The 19,240-nt window shown below is 63.2% G+C and carries 14 protein-coding genes; 8 read left to right on the plus strand and 6 right to left on the minus strand.

The features are described 5' to 3' along the window. The first annotated feature begins 25 nt into the window (after positions 1-25). Positions 26-1,330: a guanine deaminase gene (guaD, locus tag VC352_RS03445; protein WP_322978189.1), complete on the plus strand. Its 1,305-nt coding sequence runs from the start codon at positions 26-28 to the stop codon at positions 1,328-1,330. 181 nt (positions 1,331-1,511) lie between these two features. On the opposite strand, the gene VC352_RS03450 is transcribed toward guaD, so the two are convergent. Beyond that, a complete protein-coding gene (locus tag VC352_RS03450) occupies positions 1,512-2,279 on the minus strand; it encodes a GntR family transcriptional regulator (RefSeq protein WP_322978190.1) in 768 nt (255 codons plus the stop codon). Positions 2,280-2,840: 561 nt separating this feature from the next. Between VC352_RS03450 and VC352_RS03455 the strand changes: the two genes are divergently transcribed. Continuing rightward, complete coding sequence (locus VC352_RS03455; RefSeq protein ID WP_322978191.1) at positions 2,841-4,190, plus strand: NCS2 family permease; 1,350 nt, start codon at positions 2,841-2,843, stop codon at positions 4,188-4,190. Between the two features lie 153 nt (positions 4,191-4,343). On the opposite strand, the gene uraH is transcribed toward VC352_RS03455, so the two are convergent. After that, on the minus strand, positions 4,344-4,697 hold the full coding sequence (gene uraH / locus VC352_RS03460; protein ID WP_322978192.1) for a hydroxyisourate hydrolase: 354 nt from the start codon (positions 4,695-4,697) through the stop codon (positions 4,344-4,346). 382 nt (positions 4,698-5,079) lie between these two features. On the opposite strand from uraH, the gene puuE reads away from it, so the two are divergent. The 6 genes from puuE to VC352_RS03490 all read left to right on the plus strand — a co-directional run bounded on the left by puuE (position 5,080) and on the right by VC352_RS03490 (position 11,052). After that, complete coding sequence (puuE, locus tag VC352_RS03465; RefSeq protein ID WP_322978193.1) at positions 5,080-6,006, plus strand: allantoinase PuuE; 927 nt, start codon at positions 5,080-5,082, stop codon at positions 6,004-6,006. An 11-nt stretch (positions 6,007-6,017) separates the two neighbouring features. Beyond that, a complete protein-coding gene (uraD, locus tag VC352_RS03470; RefSeq protein ID WP_322978194.1) occupies positions 6,018-6,533 on the plus strand; it encodes a 2-oxo-4-hydroxy-4-carboxy-5-ureidoimidazoline decarboxylase in 516 nt (171 codons plus the stop codon). Positions 6,534-6,574: 41 nt separating this feature from the next. Beyond that, the gene (locus VC352_RS03475) at positions 6,575-7,078 is read left to right on the plus strand and encodes an ureidoglycolate lyase (RefSeq protein WP_322978195.1); all 504 of its coding nucleotides are present in this window, start codon (positions 6,575-6,577) and stop codon (positions 7,076-7,078) included. Positions 7,079-7,123: 45 nt separating this feature from the next. Beyond that, complete coding sequence (locus tag VC352_RS03480; RefSeq protein ID WP_322978196.1) at positions 7,124-8,413, plus strand: urate hydroxylase PuuD; 1,290 nt, start codon at positions 7,124-7,126, stop codon at positions 8,411-8,413. 238 nt (positions 8,414-8,651) lie between these two features. Beyond that, entirely contained in the window at positions 8,652-10,118 is a 1,467-nt protein-coding gene (locus VC352_RS03485; RefSeq protein ID WP_322978197.1) for a nucleobase:cation symporter-2 family protein, read from the plus strand. A gap of 73 nt (positions 10,119-10,191) precedes the next feature. Further along, complete coding sequence (locus VC352_RS03490; protein ID WP_322978198.1) at positions 10,192-11,052, plus strand: outer membrane protein OmpK; 861 nt, start codon at positions 10,192-10,194, stop codon at positions 11,050-11,052. A gap of 56 nt (positions 11,053-11,108) precedes the next feature. On the opposite strand, the gene VC352_RS03495 is transcribed toward VC352_RS03490, so the two are convergent. The 4 genes from VC352_RS03495 to VC352_RS03510 all read right to left on the minus strand — a co-directional run bounded on the left by VC352_RS03495 (position 11,109) and on the right by VC352_RS03510 (position 19,188). Beyond that, complete coding sequence (locus VC352_RS03495) at positions 11,109-15,950, minus strand: NAD-glutamate dehydrogenase (protein WP_322978199.1); 4,842 nt, start codon at positions 15,948-15,950, stop codon at positions 11,109-11,111. Between the two features lie 320 nt (positions 15,951-16,270). Continuing rightward, the gene (locus tag VC352_RS03500; protein ID WP_322978685.1) at positions 16,271-17,575 is read right to left on the minus strand and encodes a TRAP transporter large permease subunit; all 1,305 of its coding nucleotides are present in this window, start codon (positions 17,573-17,575) and stop codon (positions 16,271-16,273) included. 58 nt (positions 17,576-17,633) lie between these two features. Then, entirely contained in the window at positions 17,634-18,140 is a 507-nt protein-coding gene (locus tag VC352_RS03505; protein WP_322978200.1) for a TRAP transporter small permease, read from the minus strand. Between the two features lie 70 nt (positions 18,141-18,210). Further along, the gene (locus VC352_RS03510; RefSeq protein ID WP_322978201.1) at positions 18,211-19,188 is read right to left on the minus strand and encodes a TRAP transporter substrate-binding protein; all 978 of its coding nucleotides are present in this window, start codon (positions 19,186-19,188) and stop codon (positions 18,211-18,213) included. Positions 19,189-19,240: the final 52 nt, after the last annotated feature.

A 19,240-nucleotide genomic window follows, 5' to 3' on the forward strand; every position in this document is an offset into this window, starting at 1 on the left:
GCATTACACGCATGAGATTCGAACCATGAGCAACACCCGCCAAGCCTACCGCGCCGCCATCCTGCACAGCCTCGCCGACCCGGCCGTGGTTGGCGTCGAGCAGTCCTATCAGTATTTCGAGGACGGCATCCTGCTGATCGAGAACGGCAAGGTCGCCCAGGTTGGCGCTGCCAGCGATCTGCTGCCGAAGCTCACTGGCATCGACGTCCAGCACTACCCTGACGCGCTGATCACGCCCGGTTTCATCGATACCCACATCCACTACCCGCAGACCGGCATGATCGCCTCCTACGGCGAGCAACTGCTGGACTGGCTCAACACCTACACCTTCCCCACCGAAAAACAGTTCGAAGACAAGGCGCACGCCAGCGACGTGGCAGCGATCTTCCTCAAGGAGCTGCTGCGCAACGGCACCACCACCGCCCTGGTGTTTGGCAGCGTGCATCCGCAGTCGGTGGACGCCTTCTTCGAGCAGGCCGACAAGCTCAACCTGCGCATGATCGCCGGCAAGGTGCTGATGGATCGCAACGCTCCGGATTACCTCACCGACACCGCCGAATCCGGCTATGCGCAGAGCAAGGCGCTGATCGAGCGCTGGCATGGCAAGGGTCGTCTGCACTATGCCGTCACCCCGCGCTTCGCCCCGACCAGCACACCGGAGCAACTGGATCTGGCCGGCAAGCTGTTCGGCGAATATCCGGATCTGTACATGCACACCCACATCTCGGAGAACAAGGCCGAGGTCGCCTGGGTTCAGGAACTGTTCCCGGCACGCAAGGGCTATCTGGACGTCTACGACCACCACAAGCTGATCGGCCCGCGCGCGATCTTCGCCCATGGTGTGCACCTGTGCGACGAGGAATGCGCGCGCCTGGCCGAGACCGGCTCGGCGGTCGCCTTCTGCCCCACCTCCAACCTGTTCCTGGGCAGCGGCCTGTTCGACCTGAACAAGCTGGAACAGCACGGCGTGCGCGTCGGCCTGGGCACCGATGTCGGCGCCGGCACCAGCTTCAGCCAACTGCAATCGCTGAACGAGGCGTACAAGGTGATGCAGTTGCAGGGCAAGAAGCTCGATCCGTTCAAGTCGCTGTACCTGGCCACCCTTGGCGGTGCCCACGCCCTGTACCTGGACGACAAGCTGGGCAACTTCCTGCCCGGCAAGGACGCCGACTTCCTGGTGCTCGATTACAACGCCACGCCATTGATGAGCTACCGCATGCAGCAGGCACGCAGCCTGGATGAAAAGCTGTTCGCCCTGACCATGCTCGGCGATGACCGCGCCGTGAAAGAGACCTTCGCCGCCGGGGTATCGGTGCACCGGCGCGAATGAAGCCGATGATCGGCGCGCCCACGTAAGAGCGGATTTATCCGCGATCAGGCTGTAGGCGCGCCTGACAGCTTCGCGGCTAAAGCCGCTCCTACACAAACGCGCCCTGCCTCACCCACATCGTCTCCACAACGAAAAAACCCCGCTGCGCGAGCAGCGGGGCTTTCCTGTGCCACGCAGACTGTCAGCGATTGGCGCCGTTGCGGCCGGGCTTCTTCCTGGTCTGCAGCAGGTGCGAGAACACCGCGTGCAGATCGTCCGAGGCGCTGTCCTCATCGAGGTTGAGCTTGCTGTCGATGTGATCCATGTGGTGCATCATCAGCTCCACCGCTTTGGCCGCATCGCGCGCCTCGATGGCGTCGATCAACTGATTGTGTTCGTCATAGGAGCAGTGCGAGCGGCTGCCGCTTTCGTACTGGGCGATGATCAGCGAGGTCTGTGATACCAGGCTGCGCTGGAAGCTTACCAGCGGCGCATTGCGCGCGGCCTCGGCCAGCTTCAGGTGGAACTCGCCGGACAGGCGGATGCCCGCACCACGATCACCCCGGGAGAAGCTGTCCTGCTCGTCCTTGACCATCTGCCGCAGCTCAGCCAGTTGCTCGGCGGTGGCGTGCTCGACGGCCAACTCGGTGATGGCGCGCTCGACCAGGCGGCGTGCGTAGAAGATCTGCCGGGCTTCCTCGACGCTCGGGCTGGCTACCACCGCGCCGCGATTGGGCCGCAGCAGCACCACACCCTCATGGGCCAGGCGCGACAGGGCGCGACGGATGATGGTGCGGCTGACGCCGAAGATCTCACCCAGCGCCTCTTCGCTCAGCTTGGTGCCTGGCGCCAGACGCTGCTCGAGAATGGCATCGAAGATATGGGCATATACGACGTCGTCCTGAGTCCCACTGCGGCTGGTCTTGCCCGCGCGTGGCTGCTTCTTGAGGGGCTGCAATTGATCGTTCATTCTGGCTCGCATGAATGAGAGGCGGCGATACGGCGACTCTACTGTGTTCTATCGGGTGAGTGACACGCCTGGCATGCACATTTCCGAAAAAAGATGGGGTTGATTGTACACAAGTCATACAACCCCAACATCCACAGGCTCATGCCTGGCCCGCAGGCGCCCGAAGCAACCAGCCGCACAAGGCGACCAACTCTTTGAGCATATGCCGGGCATTTCTCAGTGCCGTTTGCCGGATTCGGCAGGTGTGCTTGCGCCTTCTTCATACACGCCCAGCCAAGCGAGAGACTCTACAATCTACTCAACTAATTGATTAATAAAGAATTAATTAATAGTCCAGATAAAAACGACGGCTCGAATACTTCTCTGGATGGCGATTGTTGCAGCAGCGACAACGACCAAAACATTAATTGCATTTTTTGTATACAACCTCATAATCGCAGCGGGCAATTTATTGACCTTTAGGTCAACAAATTGCCTGAACAGCCCTCGCACACCGCCAGCCTCGTCGAGATCGGGGCCATGTCCGGCGGTACACAACAAGAGAGATGAGGAGTACCTGCTGTGGAAAGCGTCAAACAACAACGACACGCGACACCCATCCCGGATAAGGCCCCCACCGGCCTGCTCGACCGTTTCTTCAAGCTCACCGAGCACGGCACCAGCATCAGAACCGAACTGCTGGCCGGCCTGACCACCTTCGTCACCATGGCTTACATCATCTTCGTCAATCCCAACATCATGGCCACGGCGGGCGTCGACCACGGCGCGGCCTTCGTCGCGACCTGCATCGGCGCCGCGCTGGGCTGCTTTCTCATGGGGCTGTACGCCAACTGGCCGGTGGGCCTGGCCCCTGGCATGGGCCTGAACGCCTTCTTCACCTACACGGTGGTCGGCGAAATGGGTTACAGCTGGCAAGTGGCGCTGGGCGCAGTGTTCATCTCCGGCGTGCTGTTCATGATCATGAGCCTGTCGAAGATCCGCGAATGGCTGCTCAACAGTATCCCCATGAGCCTGCGTTTCGCCATGGGTGCCGGCGTCGGCCTGTTCCTCGGCCTGATCGGCCTGAAAACCGCCGGCATCGTCGTCGACAGCCCGGCGACCCTGCTGACCCTGGGCTCGTTCGGCGATCCCTCGGCGCTGCTGGCGGCGGTGTGCTTTCTGCTGATCGCCGTACTCAGCCACCGCAACGTGTTCGGCGCCATCCTGCTCAGCATGCTCGGCGTCACCGCGCTGGGCTGGGCATTCGGCCTGGTGCAGTACCAGGGCCTGGTGTCGATGCCGCCCAGCCTGGCACCGACCTTCATGGCCATGGACATCGCCGGGGCGCTGAACCTGGCGATGGTCAGCGTGATCCTCGCCTTCCTCTTCGTGAACATGTTCGATACCGCCGGCACGCTGATGGGCGTGGCTCACCGCGCCCGCCTGGTGGACGAGGATGGCAAGATCCAGAACCTGTCGCGCGCCCTTAAGGCCGACAGCACCTCCAGCGTGGTTGGCGCCGTGGTCGGCTGCCCGCCGGTGACCAGCTACGTGGAAAGTGCATCGGGCGTCGCCGCTGGTGGGCGCACCGGCCTCACGGCCATCACCGTCGGCATCCTGTTTCTCGCAGCGATGTTCTTCGCCCCGTTGGCCGGCATGATCCCCGCCTACGCCACCGCGGGTGCGCTGATCTACGTGGCCATGCTGATGATGAGCGGCATGGCGCATATCGACTGGGAGGATCACACCGACACCATCCCCGCCATCGTCACCGTGGTGATGATGCCGCTGACCTTCTCCATCGCCAACGGCATTGCCCTGGGCTTTCTCACCTACGCCACGCTCAAGCTGCTGACCGGCCAGCGCGAGAAGGTATCCCTGAGCCTCTACGTGCTCTGCGCGATATTCATCGCCAAGTTCGCCTTCCTCTGAGGTTCGCCAGCCCCAGCCAGGTGCCGGGGCATTCGCCTGCCCCAATCCGGGGCGATTCGGGCACAACGGAACACGCATAAAAAAGCCCGCAGCGTGTGCGGGCAGAGGACGTGGGACAACAAGCATTCGTCTGAAGGACAGCGCCGCCGTCGCTCAGCTACCGCGGTAGGTGGAGTAGCTGTATGGGGAGATCAGCAGCGGTACGTGATAGTGCTCCTGCGCGGCATCAATGCCAAAGCGCAGTACCACCACGTCGAGAAAGGCCGGTTCGGCCAGCGCGAAACCCCGTGCGCGGTAATAATCGCCAGCATGGAAGTGCAACTGATAGGTGCCGGAACGGTAGTCATCACCTTGCAGCACCGGCGCGTCGCAGCGGCCGTCATGATTGGTTCTGACCCGAGTGATCAGCTCCAGGTGCGTGCCATCGACGCGATACAGCTCGACCTCGATATTGCTTCCGGGACAACCGTGAGCGGCGTCCAGTACGTGGGTGGTCAAACGTCCCATGAATACCTCGTCTGTTGAGTTCGCGTGGCCCTCGTGGCTGCCGTGCCTGGCAAGCCAGATCAGCACTCGGGGGCGTGCCGGCAGGATAGCACGACACGCAATAAATAAAACAATATCAACTAAAATTGTACACAATAATCCTTGCAGACTTTCCAGCAGCGCACATCCCTTCACGTTCCGTTTTTAGCATAAAGCCCGCCAGCAGGCTTTTATCAGCGGATCACCTGACCGAATGGGCAGGTTTCTTGCTTGAGATTGGCAGAGGATTTTCAGTGAAAAGTCGATTTACAAAGAGATCACTACTTTGTATACAATCACTCATCCGGTCGCGCCTAAAGCAACGAGGCGCCATGACCGCCACGATCCAGACAGGAAGACTGCAGTGAACGCTGATTACCCACGCGACCTGATCGGCTACGGCGCCAACCCTCCTCATCCGCACTGGCCGGGTGACGCGCGCATCGCGCTGTCCTTCGTGCTCAACTACGAGGAAGGCGGCGAGCGCAACATCCTGCACGGCGACAAGGAATCCGAGGCCTTTCTCTCCGAGATGGTCGCTGCGCAACCGCTGCAGGGCCAACGCAACCTGTGCATGGAGTCGCTCTACGAGTACGGCAGCCGCGCCGGCGTCTGGCGCTTGCTCAAGCTGTTCAGCAAGCACGATATCCCGCTGACCATCTTCGCCGTGGCCATGGCCGCCCAGCGTCACCCGCAGGTGATCCGTGAGATGGTCGCTGCGGGTCACGAAATCTGCAGCCATGGCCTGCGCTGGATCGACTACCAGAACGTCGACGAGGCCACCGAGCGCGAGCACCTGCTCGAGGCCATCCGCATCTTCACCGAGCTGACCGGCGAACGCCCGCTGGGCTGGTACACCGGCCGCCTCGGCCCGAACACCCGGCGCATCGTGCGAGAGGAAGGCGGCTTCCTCTACGACTCCGACACCTACGACGATGACCTGCCCTACTGGGACCCAGCCAGCACACCGGAAAAACCGCACCTGGTGATTCCCTATACCCTGGACACCAACGACATGCGCTTCACCCAGGTGCAGGGTTTCAACAAGGGCGACGACTTCTTCGAGTACCTCAAGGACGCCTTCGACGTGCTCTACGCCGAAGGTGCAGCCGGCGCACCGAAGATGCTGTCGATCGGCATGCATTGCCGCCTGCTCGGGCGCCCTGCCCGCCTGGCCTCGCTGGCACGCTTCCTCGAGTACGTGCAGGGTCACGAAAAGGTCTGGTGCGCCCGCCGTGTCGACATCGCCCGGCACTGGCATGCGACCCATCCCTTCCGTGCGACCGAATGAGAGAACCGTGCATGAGCCGTTTCCAGACCCTGACGCCTTCCCAGCTCAGCCGCGAGGCCTTCATCGAGGCCTTCGCCGACATCTACGAACACTCGCCCTGGGTGGCCGAGAAAGCCTACGACCTCGGCCTGGACGAAAACGTCGACGCTATCGACGGCCTGCAGCAGCGCATGGCCGGCATTCTTCTGTCCGCCAGCCATGAGGCGCAGCTGGCGCTGATCAACGCCCACCCGGATCTGGCCGGCAAGGCGGCGGTGCGCGGCGAGCTGACCGCCTCCAGCACCGCCGAACAATCCGGTGCCGGCATCCACGAATGCAGCGCCGAGGAGTTCGCCCGCTTCACCGAACTCAACGACGCCTACAAGGCCAAGTTCGGCTTCCCCTTCATCAAGGCGGTCAAGGGCAGCAATCGCCATCAGATTCTGGCCGCCTTCGAAGAACGTATTCACAACACGCCGGAGCAGGAGTTCCAGACCGCCCTGGCCGAGATCAACAAGATCGCCCTCTTTCGCCTGCAGCAGCTGTAAGGTTGCCGCTCCATTCCCCGAACAGAACAAGTAGAACAGCCATGCGTAGCCTGACCATCGAGCCCCTGAGCAAAGAAGCCTTCGCCCCTTTCGGTGACGTGATCGAAACCGAGGGCAGTGACTTCTTCATGATCAACAACGGCTCCACCCGCCGCTATCACAAGCTGGCCACCGTGGAGACCGCGCAGCCGGAGGATCAGGCCATCATCAGCATCTTCAGCGCCGAGGCGCTGCAGATGCCGCTGACCATCCGCATGCTGGAACGCCATCCGCTGGGCAGCCAGGCTTTCATTCCGCTGCTCGGCAACCCCTTTCTGATCGTGGTCGCGCCACTTGGCGATGTACCTGTATCAGGGTCCGTCCGTGCCTTCCTCAGCAATGGCAGGCAGGGCGTCAATTACCATCGCGGCGTCTGGCACCACCCGGTGCTGACGATCGAAAAGCGGGATGACTTCCTGGTGGTTGATCGCAGTGGTTCCGGTAACAACTGCGATGAGCATTTCTTCGCAGAGGACGAATTCCTTCTCCTCGCCCCCCACCAATAAGAGAAGCCCGGAGCCGGGTGCCGACTCCGGGGAGAGGTACGAATCGTGGAAGCACACTTCACCGAATGGCTAAACCTGGGCATCCGCTGGATCCACATGATCGTCGGCATCGCCTGGATCGGCGCATCCTTCTATTTCGTCTGGCTGGAGAACAACCTCAACCGCAGCAACCCACGCGAGGGCCTGTCGGGCGACCTCTGGGCGATTCACGGCGGCGGCATCTACCACCTGGAAAAGTACAAGCTGGCGCCGCCGAAAATGCCGGAGAACCTGCACTGGTTCAAATGGGAGGCCTACTTCACCTGGCTGTCGGGTGTCGCCCTTCTGCTGGTGGTGTATTACCTCAACCCCAGCCTGTACCTGGTCAAACCGGGTGTCGATCTGGCGCCAGCCGCTGCCATCGCCATCGGCCTCGGCTCCATGGCCGTCAGCTACCTGATCTATCACGTTCTCTGCGACTCGCCACTGGGCAAGCACCCGGCCCTGCTCGGCGCCGTGCTGTTCGTGCTGATCATCGCCGCCGCCTACGGCTTCAGCCATATTTTCAGCGGTCGCGCCGCCTACATTCACGTTGGCGCCATCATCGGCACAATCATGGTCGGCAACGTGTTCTTCACCATCATGCCGGCGCAGCGTGCCCTGGTTAAGGCCATCGAAACCAACACCACGCCCGACCCGCTGCTGCCAGCCAAAGGCCTGCTGCGTTCGCGGCACAACAACTACTTCACCCTGCCGGTGCTGTTCATCATGATCAGCAACCACTTCCCGAGCACCTACGGCAGCCAGTACAACTGGCTGATCCTCGCCGGCATCGCCGTATTGGCAGTTCTGGTGCGCCACTACTTCAACACCCGCCACGCCAGCCAGCGCTTCGCCTGGACGCTGCCGGCCGCCGCCCTGGGTATGCTCTGCCTGGCCTACGTCACGGCCCCGGTACAGCGTGCTCCGGCCACCGCAGCGCAGGCTCAGGCCGAGCAGCCGACTGCGGCAAACGCAGCCAAGATCGAGCAAGCCCCCAGCGCAGCATCGAGTGAACAGCCCTCCGCCCCGGCAGCCACTGCGTCAGCCGCTGACGCCGGCTTCGCCCGGGTCGAGCAGGTCATCCATGAGCGCTGCACCGTGTGCCACTCGGCCAACCCGACCAGCCCGATGTTCAGCGCCGCGCCGGCCGGCTTCATGCTCGACACGCCGGAGCAGATGAAGGCGCAGGCGGCGAAGATCCAGGCTCAAGCGGTGGCTGCGCAGATCATGCCTCTTGGCAATATCACGCAGATGACCCAGGACGAGCGTGACCTGATCGGCCGCTGGATCGCCGCAGGCGCCCAGCTCAACTGATCATCCGCACCGTCATCGACGGTGCAGTGGAATCGTCAAAAGCCGCCGGCAGTGTGAACTGACCGGCGGCTTACTTTTTGTACACAATCCAAACAAAAACTGTATTTACCTTCGCGCACATCTTGTTATAGTCGGCACATCCTGACCGATTGGACAACTTTACTCTCGATCAGGCCAGAGGTGCCGTGAACCCTCGTGCAAGCCCATGACCGTATAAAAACAACTGGCAGGCTACGACATGACTCCTGATCGCAACGCTCCCGCTGCGCCCACCGGCAACAGCGACCTGATCTATCAGCTCGACGACACTCCCGCCTTCGCGCCCGCGCTGTTCGCCGCACTGCAGCATGTGCTGGCCAGCTTCGTCGGCATCATCACCCCGACTCTGATCGTCGGCAGCGCGCTGGGCCTGGGCGCCCACGTGCCTTACCTGGTGAGCATGGCGCTGTTCGTCTCCGGCCTGGGCACCTTCGTCCAGGCCAAACGCATAGGCCCGATCGGCTCCGGCCTGTTGTGCCTGCAAGGCACCAGCTTCGGCTTTCTCAGCGTGGTGCTGAGCGCCGGTTTCATCGTCAAGGGACGCGGCGCCAGCGAGGAGGAAATCCTCGCCACGCTGTTCGGCATCTGCTTCTGCGCCGCCTTCGTCGAGATCGCCTTCAGCCAGTTCATCAACCGCCTGCGCACGGTCATCACCCCGGTGGTCACCGGCACCATCATCTGCCTGATGGGCCTGTCGTTGATCAAGGTCGGCATGACCGACCTCGCTGGCGGCTACGGCGCGGCGGATCTTGGCGCACTGCACCACCTGGCCCTGGGCGGCCTGGTGCTGGGCACCATCGTCGTGCTCAACCGCGCCTCATCGCAGGTGCTGCGTCTGTCGGCGGTGATCATCGGTCTGACCCTCGGCTTCGCCGTCGCCTGGTTCACCGGCCAGGTGGACTTCGCCAACATGGCCGACGTGCCGCTGCTCAGCGTGCCGCAGCCGTTCAAGTACGGCTTCGGTTTCGACTGGATCGCCTTCGTGCCCATCGCCGTGATCTTTCTGATCACACCGCTGGAAACCGCCGGTGACCTGACCGCCAACTCGATCATTTCCAAACAGCCGGTGAAAGGCCCGCTGTACATGCGCCGGATCAAGTCCGGGGTGCTGGCCGACGGTTGCAACTCGGCAGTCGCCGCGCTGTTCAACAGCCTGCCAATGACCACCTTCAGCCAGAACAACGGGGTGATCCAGCTCACCGGCGTGGCCAGCCGCCACGTGGCCTTCTACATCGCCGCGATTCTGGTGCTGCTCGGCCTGTTCCCGGTGGTCGGCGCCGTGCTGCAACTGATGCCCAAGCCCGTACTCGGCGGCGCCACCCTGATCATGTTCGGCACCGTCGCCGTGGCCGGCATCAAGATTCTCAGCGAAGCCGGCCTGCACCGCCGCAACGTGCTGATCGTCGCCATCTCCCTGGGCCTCGGGCTGGGCGTCGCCGGTGTGCCGGAGGTGCTGTCGCAGATGCCCGACGTGCTGAAGAACATCTTTGGCTCGCCCATCACCATCGGCGCCTTCAGTGCCATCGCCCTCAACCTGTTCCTGCCGGACGATCCGCAACCCTGCGAGCAGGAGAGCGCCTACGAGCCCGAAGCGCACCTGCACACCGTCCTGCAACGCCACGACGATGCCGCCGCTGAGCTGAAGCCGCTGACTCGCAGCCTCTGACCCCGCACCTTTGCCCCTCCCGGCAGCACCTGCCGGGAGGTGCCTGCCTGCACCTCGAAAACAAGGAAACCCCATGAAGCTCAAGCCTCTGCCCCGTGCGATCGGCCTCGCTGCCGCTCTGTGCCTGGCCCATACCGCACACGCCGCCGACCTGCTGCTCTGGCAGGACAACAGCCTTTCCTACCTCTATGGCGAAAACTTCCAGCGGATGAATTTCAACGCCGAGGAGCAACGAACCCAGACCACCTTCACCTTCGAGCACGCCAGCGGCTGGGCCTGGGGCGACCTCTTCTACTTCCTCGACTATGTACGAGCCGACAACCTGCAATCGCGCGGCAATTTCGACAACGGCAACTTCCGCCAGCACGAGAAGGAGGCCTTCTACTACATGGAGTTCTCCCCCCGCCTGAGCCTCAGCTGGCTCAGCGGACGCCAACTCGCTGCCGGGCCGATCAAGGATGTCTTCGCCGCCTTCACCTACGAAAAAGGCACCGGCGGGCCTGGCCCGGAGAACTACCTCTACGGCCTCGGTCTGGACTGGGACATCCCCGGTTTCACCTACTTCAAGAGCAACCTCTATCGGGTGAAGATCAACAACCATGTGTTCTTCAATGAGCGTGATCGCAACGGCTACGCCACCCAACTCACCCTCACCGCTGCCTACCCGCTGAGCATCGGTCGCCAGGACTTCGTCATCGACGGCTTCGTCGATTGGCGCTCCCCCTCCCGCGAGGCCGGCACCCAGACTTCGCTGGGCTCGTCCATCCAGATCAAGTGGGACGCCGGCAAGGCGCTGTTCGGCGAAGGGCGGCGACTGTACGTCGGTACCGAGCTGAACCTGTGGCACAACAAGTACGGAGTCATTCCGGTGGACGGCTCCACCGACGGCTTCGACCAGACGGCCGTACAGGCGCTGGTCAAATACCACTTCTGAAGGCTGAAACGACCGGGCCCCGCATGTGCGGGGCCCGGGGATTGCTTCAGATCAGGTCAGGCGCTTTGCGCCAGATCCATCAGCTCGCGGTTGGCCACGGCGTACATGGCGTAGTCGCTGCCGGTAGCGGCACGCAGCTCGGTGAGCATCGCCTTCCAGCGATCCACCAGGCGTTGATGCTGCTCCAGCCACAACGCCAGGCGCGCCTCGATCTCCTGCGGGCCGTCGGCCATCTGCAACACCGACACGGTGATCGCGCGCTGCTGCCAGTCCAGGTCATCGCGGAAAGCTTCACGGGCCAGCGCCTGCCAGTTGCTTTCCACCGCCAGGCCGGTGATCTGCTGCAGGTACCAGGACAGATCCAGCGCGCCACCGACGGCGAAGTAGGCCGTGGCCACTTCGCTGGCATCCTTGCCGGTAACGTCCGCCGCCTCGATGATCGGCAGCAGCGTATACAGGTGGCTGGTGCCGGCGACCACACGCGCCAGTTCTTCCGGCGCGCCCGCTTCGACATAGCTCTGGTAGCGCGCCAGCCATTGCTCGCGGGCCGGACCTTCGAGCAGTTCGTCCAAGCGACCGACCAGGGCCTCGATACGCGGCGCGAAGTGCGCCACGTCACGCGCGGCGTCCAGCTCGTTGCGGCGGCTGCGCAGGAACCAGCGGGTGGCACGGCGGCCCAGGCGCATCAGCTCGTCCATCAGCTGCAGTTGCAGCTCAGCCGGCACCTTGTAGTCCAGCGCCTCGATCTGCGCCCACCAATGCGGCAGGCGGAACAGGTCACGCACGATCACGTAGGCACCGGCGACGTTGGCCGCGCTCATGCCGGTGGACTCCTTCAGGCGCTGCACGAAGGTGATGCCCATGTGGTTGACCAGATCGTTGGCGATCTGCGTGCTGACGATCTCGCGCTTGAGACGATGGCGGCGCATGGCGTCGCCGAACTTCTCGGTAAGGATCGCCGGGAAGGCGGTTTCCATCTCGCGTGCCAGGTAGTCGTCATCCGGCACCTGGGATTTGAGCAAGGATTCCTTGAGGTCGATCTTGCTGTAGGAGATCAGCACCGACAGCTCCGGCCGGGTCAGGCCCTGGCCGCTGGAGACACGTTCGTTGAGCGCTTCGTCGGTCGGCAGGAACTCCAGGGCGCGGTCGAGCTTGCCAGCGCTTTCCAGGGCGTTCATCAGGCGCTTGTACTCGCCGATGCGCTCACGCGCGCGGCGTTCGGCCAGCGACAGCGCCTGGGTCTGCTTGTAGTTGTTGCCGAGCACCAGCTCGGACACGTCATCGGTCATCTCGGCCAAGAGCTTGTTGCGCTGCTTCTCGGTCATATCGCCAGCCGCAACGATTTCACCGAGCAGGATCTTGATGTTCACCTCGTGGTCGGAGCAGTCCACGCCGCCAGCGTTGTCGATGAAGTCGGTGTTGCTGGCGCCGCCACCCAGGCCGAATTCAACACGGCCGAGCTGGGTCATGCCCAGGTTGCCGCCCTCGCCCACCACCTTGGCGCGCAGTTCGCAACCATCCACGCGCAGGGCGTCATTGGCCTTATCACCGACGTCGGCGTGGCTTTCCTTGCTCGACTTCACGTAGGTGCCGATGCCGCCGTTCCACAGCAGGTCGACCGGTGCCTTGAGCAGCGCATTGAGCAGCTCGGTGGGCGCCAGCTTGTCGGCGGCGATGTCGAAGCGCGCCTTCATCTGAGGGCTGATGGCGATGCTCTTGGCGCTGCGCAGGAAGATGCCGCCACCTTCGGAGATCAGCTTGCTGTCGTAATCGGCCCAGCTCGAACGCGGTAGCTCGAACAGGCGCTTGCGCTCGATGAAGCTCTTGGCCGCATCCGGGTTCGGGTCGATGAAGATATGCATATGGTTGAAGGCTGCGACCAGTTGCAGGCTCTCCGACAGCAGCAGGCCGTTGCCGAATACGTCGCCAGCCATGTCGCCGATGCCGATCACGGTGACGTTGTCCTTCTGCACATCGATGCCGCGCTCGCGGAAGTGGCGCTGCACGCTGACCCAGCCGCCCTTGGCGGTGATGCCCATGCCCTTGTGGTCGTAACCGGCCGAACCACCGGAGGCGAAGGCGTCACCGAGCCAGAAACCGTACTCGGCAGCGATGCCGTTGGCGATGTCGGAGAAAGTCGCGGTGCCCTTGTCCGCCGCCACCACCAGGTAGGGGTCGTCGGCATCGTGACGCACCACGCCCACCGGCGGCACCACCTCGCCTTCCTTGAGGTTGTCGGTGATGTCGAGCAGGCCGCTGATGAAGATGCGGTAGCAGGCGATGCCCTCGGCCATCACCTCGTCACGCGAGCCGCCCAGCGGCATCTTGCGCGGCACGAAGCCGCCCTTGGCGCCCATCGGCACGATCACCGCGTTCTTCACCTGCTGCGCCTTGACCAGGCCGAGCACTTCGGTACGGAAGTCCTCTTCGCGATCCGACCAGCGCAGGCCGCCACGGGCGACGTCGCCGAAGCGCAGGTGCACGCCTTCGACACGCGGGCTGTAGACAAATATTTCGAACTTCGGCACCGGACGCGGAATGTCCGGGATCAGCCGTGGGCTGAGCTTGAAGCTGAAGTAGCTCTTGCTCTGGCCGTTCTCGCCCGGCTGGAAGAAGTTGGTGCGCAGGGTCGCCTTGATCAGGTCGAGGTAGCGCCGCAGGATGCGGTCTTCGTTGAGCACCGCCACGTCGTCGAGAGCGGCGAGAATCGCCTGCTCGAGCTTCTGCTGCTTGTCTTCCAGATCCTCGGCGGTGAGTTTGCGCGCCAGGTAGAAACGGGTGCGGAACAGACGCACCAGTTCCTTGGCGATATCGGCGTGGTTGACCAGGGTGGCGGCGATGTAGCTCAGCGAGAAGCCCAGGCGAATCTGCTTGAGGTAGCGCGCATAGGCACGCAGCAGCGCCACATCGCGCCAGGGCATGGCAGCGGTCAGCACCAGGCGGTTGAAGGCGTCGTTCTCGGCATCACCACCGACGATATGGATGAAGGCATCCTGCAGGGTGTCATTGAGCTGCTGGATGTCGACATCCAGGCCTTCGGCATAGGTGAAGGCGAAGTCGTGAATCCAGAACTCGCGGCCGTCGTTGCGGCGCAGCTTGTAGGGGAACTCGCCGAGCACGCGCAGGCCGAGGTTCTCCAGAATCGGCAGCACATCGGACAGCGGCAGCGGCGTGTCGGCGTGGTACAGCTTGCAGTGCAACTGCTGCTCGTTCTGCGCCAACGGCTGATAGAAGCTCATTACCAGCGGCTTGTCCGCGCTCAGGCTGAGCAGGTGCTGCATGTCGACCACCGCCGAATGGGCGGCGAAACGCTCGCGATAGCCGGCCGGGAAACCTTCCGGGAACTCGGCCAGCACGTTGGTGCCCTGGGCTTCACCGAGGCTCTCGACCATCAGCCCGACGTAGTCGTCCTTCCACGAGCGGCAGGCCTGGATGACTTCCTTCTCCAGACGCAGCGGATCGATCTGCACCTTGTTCTTCGGGTCGACGCGCAGGATGAACTGCACCCGCGCCAGCACCGACTCGGAGAAGAAGGTCCAGAACTCGCAATCGGTGGCCTGCAGGCGCTCCATCAGCACCTGCTGGATCTTCACCCGGGTTTCCGTGGAATACACGTCGCGGGGCACATAGGCCAGGCAGTAGCAGAAGCGGCCATAGGGATCGCGGCGCAGGAACACGCGGATCTTGTTGCGCTCCTGGATCTGCACGATGGAGATGGCGGTGCTGAGCAGGTCGTCGACCGGCGTCTGGAACAGGTCATCGCGCGGCAGCACCTCCAGCACCTGCGCCAACTCCTTGCCCAGGTGCGCGCTGCTCTCGAAGCCGGAGCGCTGCTTGATCACCTCGACCTTGCGGCGGATGTAGGGGATGTTCCACACGCTCTCGGCGTACACCGCCGAGGTGTACAGGCCCATGAAGCGGCATTCCTTGATTACCTTGCCCTTGGCGTCCAGCTCGCGGATCGAAACGAAATCCGGGTAGGCCGGGCGGTGCACGCGGCTCGGCACGGCGGCCTTGGCGAACGACAGCAGTTGCGGTTCACGCAGGTAGGCTACGGCCTCCGGCTCGATCTGCAGCTCTTCAGCGCTGAGGCCTGCGCGCAGACGCTTGGACAGGCCCAGCAGCGACTTTTCGTCGTACAGCAGATGACCACCGTCGGCGTTGTCGGCCACGGTGAACTCCTCGTAGCCGAGGAAGGTAAAGTGGTTGTCCAAGAGCCAGCCGAGGAACACCTTGATCTCGTCCAGCTCGGCCTTGTCCACCTTGAGCTTGGCCCGGTCCAGCCAGGCCAGCAGTTCACGGGCCTTGGCCTTCATCGGCTGGAAGTCGGTGACCGCCAGGCGCACATCGCTGAACACCTCCTCGATGGCCTTCTCCAGCGTCTTCAGCTCGCTGGCGCTGGAGCAGCGGTCGATTTCCAGGAACATCAGCGCTTCCTGCAGCACGCCCTCGCCCTGGGTACCCTTGGCCAGGATTTCCTGGAGGTCGCCGTTCTTGTCACGGCGCACGCTGAATACGCTGTTCTGCAGGGTGTGAATGCTGAAGCCACGGCGGTTCAGCTCCATGCGTACCGAGTCGACCAGAAACGGAATGTCACCGTGGAGGATTTCCACTGCGGTGTGGGTCGATTGCCAGCCGTGCTTCTCGTAATCCGGGTTGAATGCACGCACCTGCGGCTTGGCCTGGTCGAAGCGCTCGAGCATGCGCCAGGCCGACAGGGTGCAGCCGACCAGGTCGGAGAGGCGTCGTTGGGTGAGTTCTTCGAGGGCGACGATGCCGAAGAATTGTTCGGCGAACGAGGTCACTTGTGGCAACGCCTGTTCGCTCACGTGCTGCGCCAGGGCCGCTTGCAGTTGGTGCTGGAAGTCGGCTTTGCTGGCCGCCGTAAAGAACGCCATGGTTATAGCTCCATTGGGCTGGTGGTTCGTCAGAAGGCGCCTGCAAGAAGACTGGTTTTTTACAGGCGGCTTGGGCAATCGCTGGTCTTGATCACGTCATCAACGCGTTAGTTCAACGTTAGCCCATTAAGCGACAATGACACCGGCTGGCTGCGGGAGAACCGTGGCGAAGACTGGCGACCGATCGGTCACGTATGGCGGGCCAGCTTAACGAGGGTTGCCATGCCGCCGCTTGCGGTGCTGCGACATTTTCTTTCACGGCTGCACCGATAAGGTGCAGCCGTCCGGTTGAAAGGCGAGATTCCCTCTGTCACGCCACCTCAGGCACCACGCATGGCCTGCGGCAGCGCCAGGACGATCTGCGGGAAAACGGTGATGAGGATCGCCGCCAGCACCAGCAGGAGAAAGAACGGGAAGCTGGCGCGCGCCACTGCGCCGAGGTTACGCCCGGTGAGGTTCTGGATGACGAACAGGTTGAAGCCCACCGGCGGAGTGATCTGCGCCATCTCCACCACCAGGATGACGAAGATGCCGAACCACAGCAGGTCGATCCCGGCGGCCTGCACCGCTGGCAGGATCACCGCCGTGGTCAGCAGGATGATCGAGATGCCGTCGAGGAAGCAGCCCAGGGCGATGAAGAACAGCGTCAGCGCCAGCAACAGCACGTAGGGCGACAACTGCTGGGCGATGATCCAGTCGGCCAGCGCCGCCGGTAGGCCGGTGAAGCTCATGGCCGAGGTCAGGTACGCCGCACCGAGCAGGATGAAGAAGATCATGCACGAGGTGCACACCGCGCCCATCAGGCTGGCCATGAAGGTTTCCCGGGTCAGCGCTCCCGAACACAGCGCGATCAGCAGCGCGCCGACCACGCCGACGGCAGCCGCTTCGGTGGCTGTGGCGATGCCGCCATAGATCGAACCGATCACCGCGACGATCAGGCCCAGCACTGGAATCAGCAGCTTGGCGCGGCGCAGCTTGTCCATGAACGGCAGACGCTCGCCCTCCTCCGGCAGCTTGCTGCGATTGCAGGCGGCCCAGAGCATCAGGTAGCCGCTGAAGATCGCCAGCAGCAACAGGCCCGGCAGGATGCCGGCGATGAACAGACGCGAGATGGACACCTGCGCCGCCACGCCATAGACAATCATCATGATCGACGGCGGAATCAGCAGGCCGAGCGTGCCGGCACCGGCCAGCGAGCCCATGGCGATGGATTCGGGGTAGCCACGCGATTTCAGCTCTGGCAGGGAGATGCGGCCGATGGTGGCTGCAGTGGCGGCAGAAGAGCCGCTGACGGCAGCGAACAGGCCGCAACCGAATACGTTGACGTGCAGCAGGCGCCCCGGCAGGCCACGCATCCAAGGCGCCAGACCGTTGAACATGTCTTCGGACAGGCGCGTGCGATAGAGGATCTCGCCCATCCAGATGAACAGCGGCAGCGCCGTCAACGTCCAACTGGCGCTGGAAGCCCAACTGGTGGACGCGAGAATCGAGCCGGCCGGCGCACCGCCAAACAGCTCCATGCCAATGATGCCGACGCCGAGCAGCGACAAGGCGACCCAGACGCCGCCGCCAAGCAGCATGAATAGCGCCAGCAGCAGGGTTACGGTAATGAGGGTGTAGTCCACGGGTTCACTCACGAATGCAGTGCGGCGCTGGCCGCATTTAAGGGTCGAGCCCGCAGGCTCACTCGCTCATCGCCGTGCCGGCTTCGGCGGCTTCGAAGGGTTTGCCCAGACAGGTCAACACCAGGCGCTCAGCCATCGCCACCACCAAAATCAGGGTGCCGAGCAGCATCGGCAGTTGCGGCAACCACATGGGAATCGGCAACAGGCCAGACGACACTTCCTTGAATTCGTAGGATTCCAGCACGAACGACGCGCAATACCAGGCCATGTATGCCGCGATACCCAGGCCAACCAGCGTGGCCAGCACATCGGCCACGCGCCGACCACCAGCGGGCAGCAGTCGCAGCAGCAGTTCCACACGAATATGCGCACCGCGCTGCAGCGCATAGGGCAGGGCGAGAAAACCCGACGCCGCCATCGCATAAGCGGCGAACTCATCGGCAGCAGGCACCATGGTGCCCAACTGACGAGCGACGATCTGCGCCACGACGAGCAGACAGATCAGGATGAGAAACAGGCCGGACAGCCATCCGGACAAGGTGTAGAGCTTGTGCAGTGGGGTCATGAACTACGGGCTCTCTGGGCAAGCCTTGAAGAATAGCCCGCGGTCGCTGGGGCGACGGCGGGCGACCGGATTAGCGCTGGTAGGCGTCGAGGATCGCCTGGCCATCGGCGCCGGCGCGCTTGAGCCACTCCTCGGTCATGGTCTGACCGATCTGCTCGAAGCCGGTTTCTACCGCCGCCGGTGCCTGCTCGGACACCTGCATGCCGTTGTCGGCCAGGGTCTTGACCAGCTCACCGGTCTTCTCCTGGGCAATCGCCCAGCCACGCTCCTCGGCACGCTTGGCCGCCTCCAGCACGGCGGTCTGGGTCGCCTGTGGCAGGCGGGCGAAGGCGCGGGCGTTGACGATGACGAAGTTCTTCGGAATGAAGGCCTTGACGTCGTAGTAATAGGAAGAGAAGTCCCAGGCCTGGGAATCCACGCCCGTAGTCGGCGAGGTGAGCATGCCGTTGATCATGCCGGTGCTGAAGGCCTGGGCGATCTCGCCGGTCTGGATCACCGTCGGCACCGCGCCCATCAGTTCGGTCATGCGCGAGGTGGCCGGGTTGTAGGCACGGAATTTCATGCCCTTGAAGTCGTCCATGCTGGTCACCGGCGTCTTGGTGAAGATGCTCTGCGGCGACCAGGGCATGGCGTACAGCAACTTGATGCCCTGCTTGGCCAGACGCTCCTCCACGGCTGGACGGCTGGCGGCCCACAGGGCCTGAGCCTGCTCGTAGTTGCGCACCAGGAACGGCACGCTGTCGATCTCGAAGATCGGGTCCTCGTTGCCCAGTACCGACATCAGCACGTCACCCACCTGCACCTGGCCAGTCTGCACCGCACGCTTGACCTCAGGACGTTTGAACAGCACCGAGTTGGCGTGCACGCGGATCTGCAACTCGCCGTTGCTGGACTTTTCCACGTCCTGGGCGAACTCCTTGGCCACGGTGGTGATGAAGTTGCCGTCGGGGTTCTCGGCGGTCATGTTCCAGCGTTCGCCGGCCTGGACGCCGAAGCCCAGGGCACAAGCCAAAGCGGTCATGGCGAAACGCGTTGCGATGCTGTTCATGGTGCTCTCCTGTTCATTGTTCTGAGTGCGCCGCAGAGCGCGGCTGGAAGAC

The organism is Pseudomonas sp. C11, from assembly GCF_034683865.1.
Classification (GTDB): Bacteria; Pseudomonadota; Gammaproteobacteria; order Pseudomonadales; family Pseudomonadaceae; genus Aquipseudomonas.

What these genes read in the sequence shown, in the direction of transcription:
- VC352_RS03490 (WP_322978198.1), top strand. Translation starts at nt 10,192, where the DNA reads ATGAAGCTCAAGCCTCTGCCCCGTGCGATCGGCCTCGCTGCCGCTCTG.
- VC352_RS03485 (WP_322978197.1), top strand. Translation starts at nt 8,652, where the DNA reads ATGACTCCTGATCGCAACGCTCCCGCTGCGCCCACCGGCAACAGCGAC.
- VC352_RS03510 (WP_322978201.1), bottom strand. Translation starts at nt 19,188, where the DNA reads ATGAACAGCATCGCAACGCGTTTCGCCATGACCGCTTTGGCTTGTGCC.
- VC352_RS03450 (WP_322978190.1), bottom strand. Translation starts at nt 2,279, where the DNA reads ATGAACGATCAATTGCAGCCCCTCAAGAAGCAGCCACGCGCGGGCAAG.
- VC352_RS03495 (WP_322978199.1), bottom strand. Translation starts at nt 15,950, where the DNA reads ATGGCGTTCTTTACGGCGGCCAGCAAAGCCGACTTCCAGCACCAACTG.
- uraD (WP_322978194.1), top strand. Translation starts at nt 6,018, where the DNA reads ATGAGCCGTTTCCAGACCCTGACGCCTTCCCAGCTCAGCCGCGAGGCC.
- VC352_RS03505 (WP_322978200.1), bottom strand. Translation starts at nt 18,140, where the DNA reads ATGACCCCACTGCACAAGCTCTACACCTTGTCCGGATGGCTGTCCGGC.
- uraH (WP_322978192.1), bottom strand. Translation starts at nt 4,697, where the DNA reads ATGGGACGTTTGACCACCCACGTACTGGACGCCGCTCACGGTTGTCCC.
- guaD (WP_322978189.1), top strand. Translation starts at nt 26, where the DNA reads ATGAGCAACACCCGCCAAGCCTACCGCGCCGCCATCCTGCACAGCCTC.
- VC352_RS03475 (WP_322978195.1), top strand. Translation starts at nt 6,575, where the DNA reads ATGCGTAGCCTGACCATCGAGCCCCTGAGCAAAGAAGCCTTCGCCCCT.